This window comes from Marinobacter flavimaris, from assembly GCF_002933295.1.
Taxonomy (GTDB): domain Bacteria; phylum Pseudomonadota; class Gammaproteobacteria; order Pseudomonadales; family Oleiphilaceae; genus Marinobacter; species Marinobacter flavimaris.
In genome coordinates this window covers 1-4070 of record NZ_PSSW01000028.1, presented here as the reverse complement: position 1 = coordinate 4070, position 4070 = coordinate 1, and the positions used below count along the sequence as shown (strand labels likewise).

Annotated in this window: 4 protein-coding genes; 1 reads left to right on the top strand and 3 read right to left on the bottom strand. The window is 51.6% G+C overall.

Features of this window, described 5'->3' with window-relative positions:
• Positions 1-244 precede the first annotated feature (244 nt).
• Together traD and MDHKLMBL_RS20515 are read right to left on the bottom strand one after the other, a co-directional pair.
• Positions 245-2080, bottom strand: a complete 1836-nt coding sequence (gene traD, locus MDHKLMBL_RS20520) for a type IV conjugative transfer system coupling protein TraD (RefSeq protein WP_104272554.1) — start codon at positions 2078-2080, stop codon at positions 245-247.
• Positions 2081-2362, bottom strand: a complete 282-nt coding sequence (locus MDHKLMBL_RS20515; RefSeq protein ID WP_091643682.1) for a hypothetical protein — start codon at positions 2360-2362, stop codon at positions 2081-2083.
• A gap of 303 nt (positions 2363-2665) precedes the next feature.
• Between MDHKLMBL_RS20515 and MDHKLMBL_RS20510 the strand changes: the two genes are divergently transcribed.
• Positions 2666-2947 carry a hypothetical protein gene (locus tag MDHKLMBL_RS20510; protein WP_099619975.1) on the top strand — a complete coding sequence of 94 codons (282 nt, stop codon included), beginning with the start codon at positions 2666-2668 and terminating at the stop codon, positions 2945-2947.
• An 87-nt stretch (positions 2948-3034) separates the two neighbouring features.
• On the opposite strand, the gene MDHKLMBL_RS20505 is transcribed toward MDHKLMBL_RS20510, so the two are convergent.
• Positions 3035-3901 carry an ArdC family protein gene (locus MDHKLMBL_RS20505; protein ID WP_099619974.1) on the bottom strand — a complete coding sequence of 289 codons (867 nt, stop codon included), beginning with the start codon at positions 3899-3901 and terminating at the stop codon, positions 3035-3037.
• Positions 3902-4070: the final 169 nt, after the last annotated feature.

Genomic DNA, 4070 nt, shown 5'->3' with positions numbered 1-4070 from the left:
CAAGGGGTTCAACCAACTGAAGCTGGTCGTGGACAACGTGCAGTTTCAGGATGGAATACCGGTGGAGGATCAATCTGACAGGAGCGCTGCCTGATGGTCATACACCAGATTTGACAATAACTCTTACCTACCCATTCGCTGGGAATTACCTCTTTCTCGCCGTTTTCATTTTTGCCGTAGTAATCCGCATCCTTGTAATAGGAACCAGCCTGTTTCGCGCTCCCGAGCGCCTTAATCGACAACATCAGAACAGCGCTCCGTCGACGTAATCATTTTTCTTCGACTCAACAGGTGCAGTCGCCTCTAAATTCCCATCCTTCGCCTCCGGAGCGGCTTCGACCGCTTCAAGCAGATCACCCTTCAAATCGCGGTGGATGAAGCCCTCGGCAATTTTCTTCAGCGGCTTTCGCTTAAGTTTGAACTGTGCAATCGGGAACGAACGCCCAAGCTTTAAATAGCCCACCAGATCTGGCAAAAACTGGATCTCCGTGGGCAGAACAATGGGACGAACATGACGCTGACGATTCAACGAAACACCATCACGAATGTCATTTACGCCGTAAGAAATGCCTTCATTAGTCTCCAATTGTTCGATGCTTCCTAAACCAAGACTGGCCCACTTGGCCGATCGCTCTTCGTTGAACCGAAATACAGCCCAGGTCGAACACATGCCGGCCAGTGTGTCGGCTTCGTCGCGACCATAGATCGACACCAATTGGGGGTAGCTCTGGACTCCCAATACCCCGCATCCACCGAACTTCCTGGACTGCGCCAGTGTGTCCGTAATCGTGGGAAGCCTGTTCAAGCTTGGCAGCTCATCGATCAGCAACCAGATCCTCCGGTCCCTGCATGGTTCCATACTCAAAATCGCAGATGATGCAGTATCCAACCACGCGGTTATTAGCGGCTTAACAACGTCCTTTTGGTCGTCTTTTCGAGTGATAAAGACCCACTGATCACCATCGTCGTTGCGCACCCATTCCTTGATAGAAAACGTCGGCCCATTATCCTGGAGGTACTTCAGCGGTCTGATGTAAGTGGCCATAACCGCTCGAACGGATGACGCCATTTTCTCAGCACCTTCAGACAGAATTGACGCGCCTTCTGTGCCTTTCAAAAAGCCGATAATTTCCTCCATATCGGCATTCAGGATTTTGTCCACTAGCAACTTATTTGATCGCTGGGGATGGCTTCCCAGCTTTCGAGCCATAGCTGCAAAAACAATCCGCGCGGCGGTAGCCCAGAAAGGATCGTTAGACTTCTGATCAGGAATGAACGAGGTTGCCAGCTGATCAAACTCATAATCCTCTTTACACTCGGTCCAGATGTCCCAAGCACGCCCCCTGGCGTCAAACGGACTCAAGATCACGTCATGCCCTTCGCGATAGAAGTTCTCGACCATTTCGCCGGATGGGTCATAGAAAATCGCACGCTCACCCCGTTTCCGAATAACCTCCGCCATTTCTTTATAGGTGACAGATTTGCCTGTCCCTGGCGCACCCACAATCAAAAAGTGAGCCGGCTCTGAATCCTTGGGGATCGGTATATTCGCGACGGTCATTCCGCCTGTTTTCGTCGTGCGCTTTATCGCTTTTGTCAGCTCCTTTGAATCGACTAGCTTCCCGCCACGAACAAATTCCTCGTTGGCAAAGTCCTCACCAGTGCTATTGAGGAATCGCCAGGCCACAAAACCAAAAACCGCCAATGCCAGAAACCCAAACACCACGCCAAAGGCCAGAGCATGTGTGCTTCGATCTAGCACTCGATGAATTTCCTGGTTCCGCAGGAAACCCACCGCCGGAATAGTCCGGCTACGACCGTCGGGGTAGGTAACAGATACGGTCGCATCGTCAATCTTCAGCCCTTCATATTTCACATAGGCTTCGATGTAACCGACTGCCAATGAGCGCTCAAGGGGCGTCGTTTTGACCCAATAGGTCGTCGCAATCGCCAGTACAAATAAGATCAAACAGAGCCTGGAGAATTGGACGACAACCTGCCAGATCATGCGCAAGTAATGGATGGTTGTCTGACCACCGCGCGTGAAGTTACCGATGTTGGAGCCCCTGAAAATACTCATCTAGATCATCCCCATCCGATCAAGCATTGAGCGAGCATCCTCTCGCGCCTCAGCAATCAAGCTTTCGTTTTGAGCACCCGCGAACCTCTGTGTAAGACACAGGGATTGGACCCCAATCTTTATAAGCGCGTCGATCTGCGCCTGGGTACCCTCGCTGGCAGCGACACCCCGCTCAATCAAGATGCGCCACATTTCCGCCTCAGTGGCGATCCCTCGTTTTTTCGTTTCCTGTTTAACGAATGCGATCGTTTCTTCCGACACCCGAATTGAAACAGCTCTCACGGCTATGGCTCCTTATAGCTTTATATTTAATCATATACTAGTATAAAGAGCGTATGCGCGCCAGCACTACTGAAATCAGGGCCCGTACTCGGAGGCGCATACCGCATCGCCCACAGGGCGTATGCGCTCTATCCCTTGTGCCACAAGGGATAGAGTAAAGAAGCGTCAGCTGCGTAGGGTGTGACGAAACCAAGGCGACCGCGTCGCTGAGGTCCAATCCCCTGCTCCATCCTGGTGTTTTAGGCACCGGGATCTTTATCAGTAAACCAACGGTAAACCACAGGTAGACCAGGAGAGTTCGAAATGGCAAAGCAGTCAGTATTTATTAAGTCACGCGAGGATACGGTAACCGTCTCAGCCAAGGTGCCACGCTCGCTTAAACTCCGAGCCGATAAGCTACGCGATCAGATCCAGGAAATTGACGACGAACTATCGTTTGATCTTTCTGTTTTGATCAGAGACGCCATTGAGGAAGCTGTCGACAAAGGTGAGAAGGAATTAACCAGGTTAAAGAAGACGGTGGAGAAAGAATCGAACAACGCGTTCGGATCCTCTAACACTGAGCAATCGACGGAAACGCTTTGATCGGCGTGGCCGCCGTCCAGGTGGCCACGCCCAGCTCAAAATCCAGACACAAAAAAAGGGCCTCGCGGCCCTTCATTGTTTGCCCTCTCAGGCGGCTTGGTCCTCCCTTTCGCTTTCATGGGCTGCCAGGTACTCAAAACACAAATCGTGTGCCTTCTGCGCCAACGTGGCCGCTTTAAAAAGGGCTTTCTTGTCAAAGTCCAGGATTCGGATCCAGTGCGCCAGATAGCTCTTGTGCTGCAAATCACCCTGTAGACCAATCCGGCTGCACATCATCCAGCTACCCAACTCGGCGACCAGCTCCTCAAAGGCGTACGCGTCAGAGCCAAACTTACCGACCAATTCCCGATTCAGGCGGCTTTTGTGACCAGTCGCGTGAACCATTTCATGCAGGCGTGTGCAATAATAATCCTCGCCCTTAGCGAACTGTTCACGGGTTGGCATTCTGATGATGTCGAGGCTTGGGATATAGCAGGCCTGATCGCCACCATGGCGAGTCTCGATCGGAAACGCCTCACAGATCGCTTCTGCATCTTCGATGGGAGCCCAGGTCGGCTCAACCTCAGGTGTTTCAAAGCCTTCAAACTGTTCGCGATTGAATACCGTGAAAGCCTTCATCACGGCATAGGATTCTTTCTCGCCGGTGTCGCTGTTCTCTTTCTCCATCGGCTTAAAGAAAATACAGGTTGTGCCCTTCTCACCTTTACGGACAAAAGCGCCTTGCTGCTTGCCCTGCTGGAAGGTCATCCACTGGTTTGATCGGTAGCCTTCAGCGCGTGCGCGCATGGCTAACAGAAGAACGTTCATACCGTTGTACGGCTTGCCAGTCGTACCGTTTACCGGCATGGCAAAAGATCCGTTTGATGTCCATGGACAAACCCAGGGCTTAACACCTTCTTTCAGGGCTGCCAAAAATTCTGAAGTGATTTCTTGATAGAGGTCGCGCTTTGCCATCGTGGGAATCTCCTAACTCGCCTCGATAACCGGCGGCGAACCCGGAGGCCAGCACCCCGCTGACCATGTGATTATTATCGGTTTTCCTTCCCTTCCTGTCAATCTCTTTGTATACCTTTCAAAGAATAAAAACCCATATAAATCAGCCCTCTTTGTGCATCTTCGTCTA

Coding starts and splice junctions, on each gene's coding strand:
- traD (WP_104272554.1), bottom strand. CDS start 2,080: ATGAGTATTTTCAGGGGCTCCAACATCGGTAACTTCACGCGCGGTGGT.
- MDHKLMBL_RS20510 (WP_099619975.1), top strand. CDS start 2,666: ATGGCAAAGCAGTCAGTATTTATTAAGTCACGCGAGGATACGGTAACC.
- MDHKLMBL_RS20505 (WP_099619974.1), bottom strand. CDS start 3,901: ATGGCAAAGCGCGACCTCTATCAAGAAATCACTTCAGAATTTTTGGCA.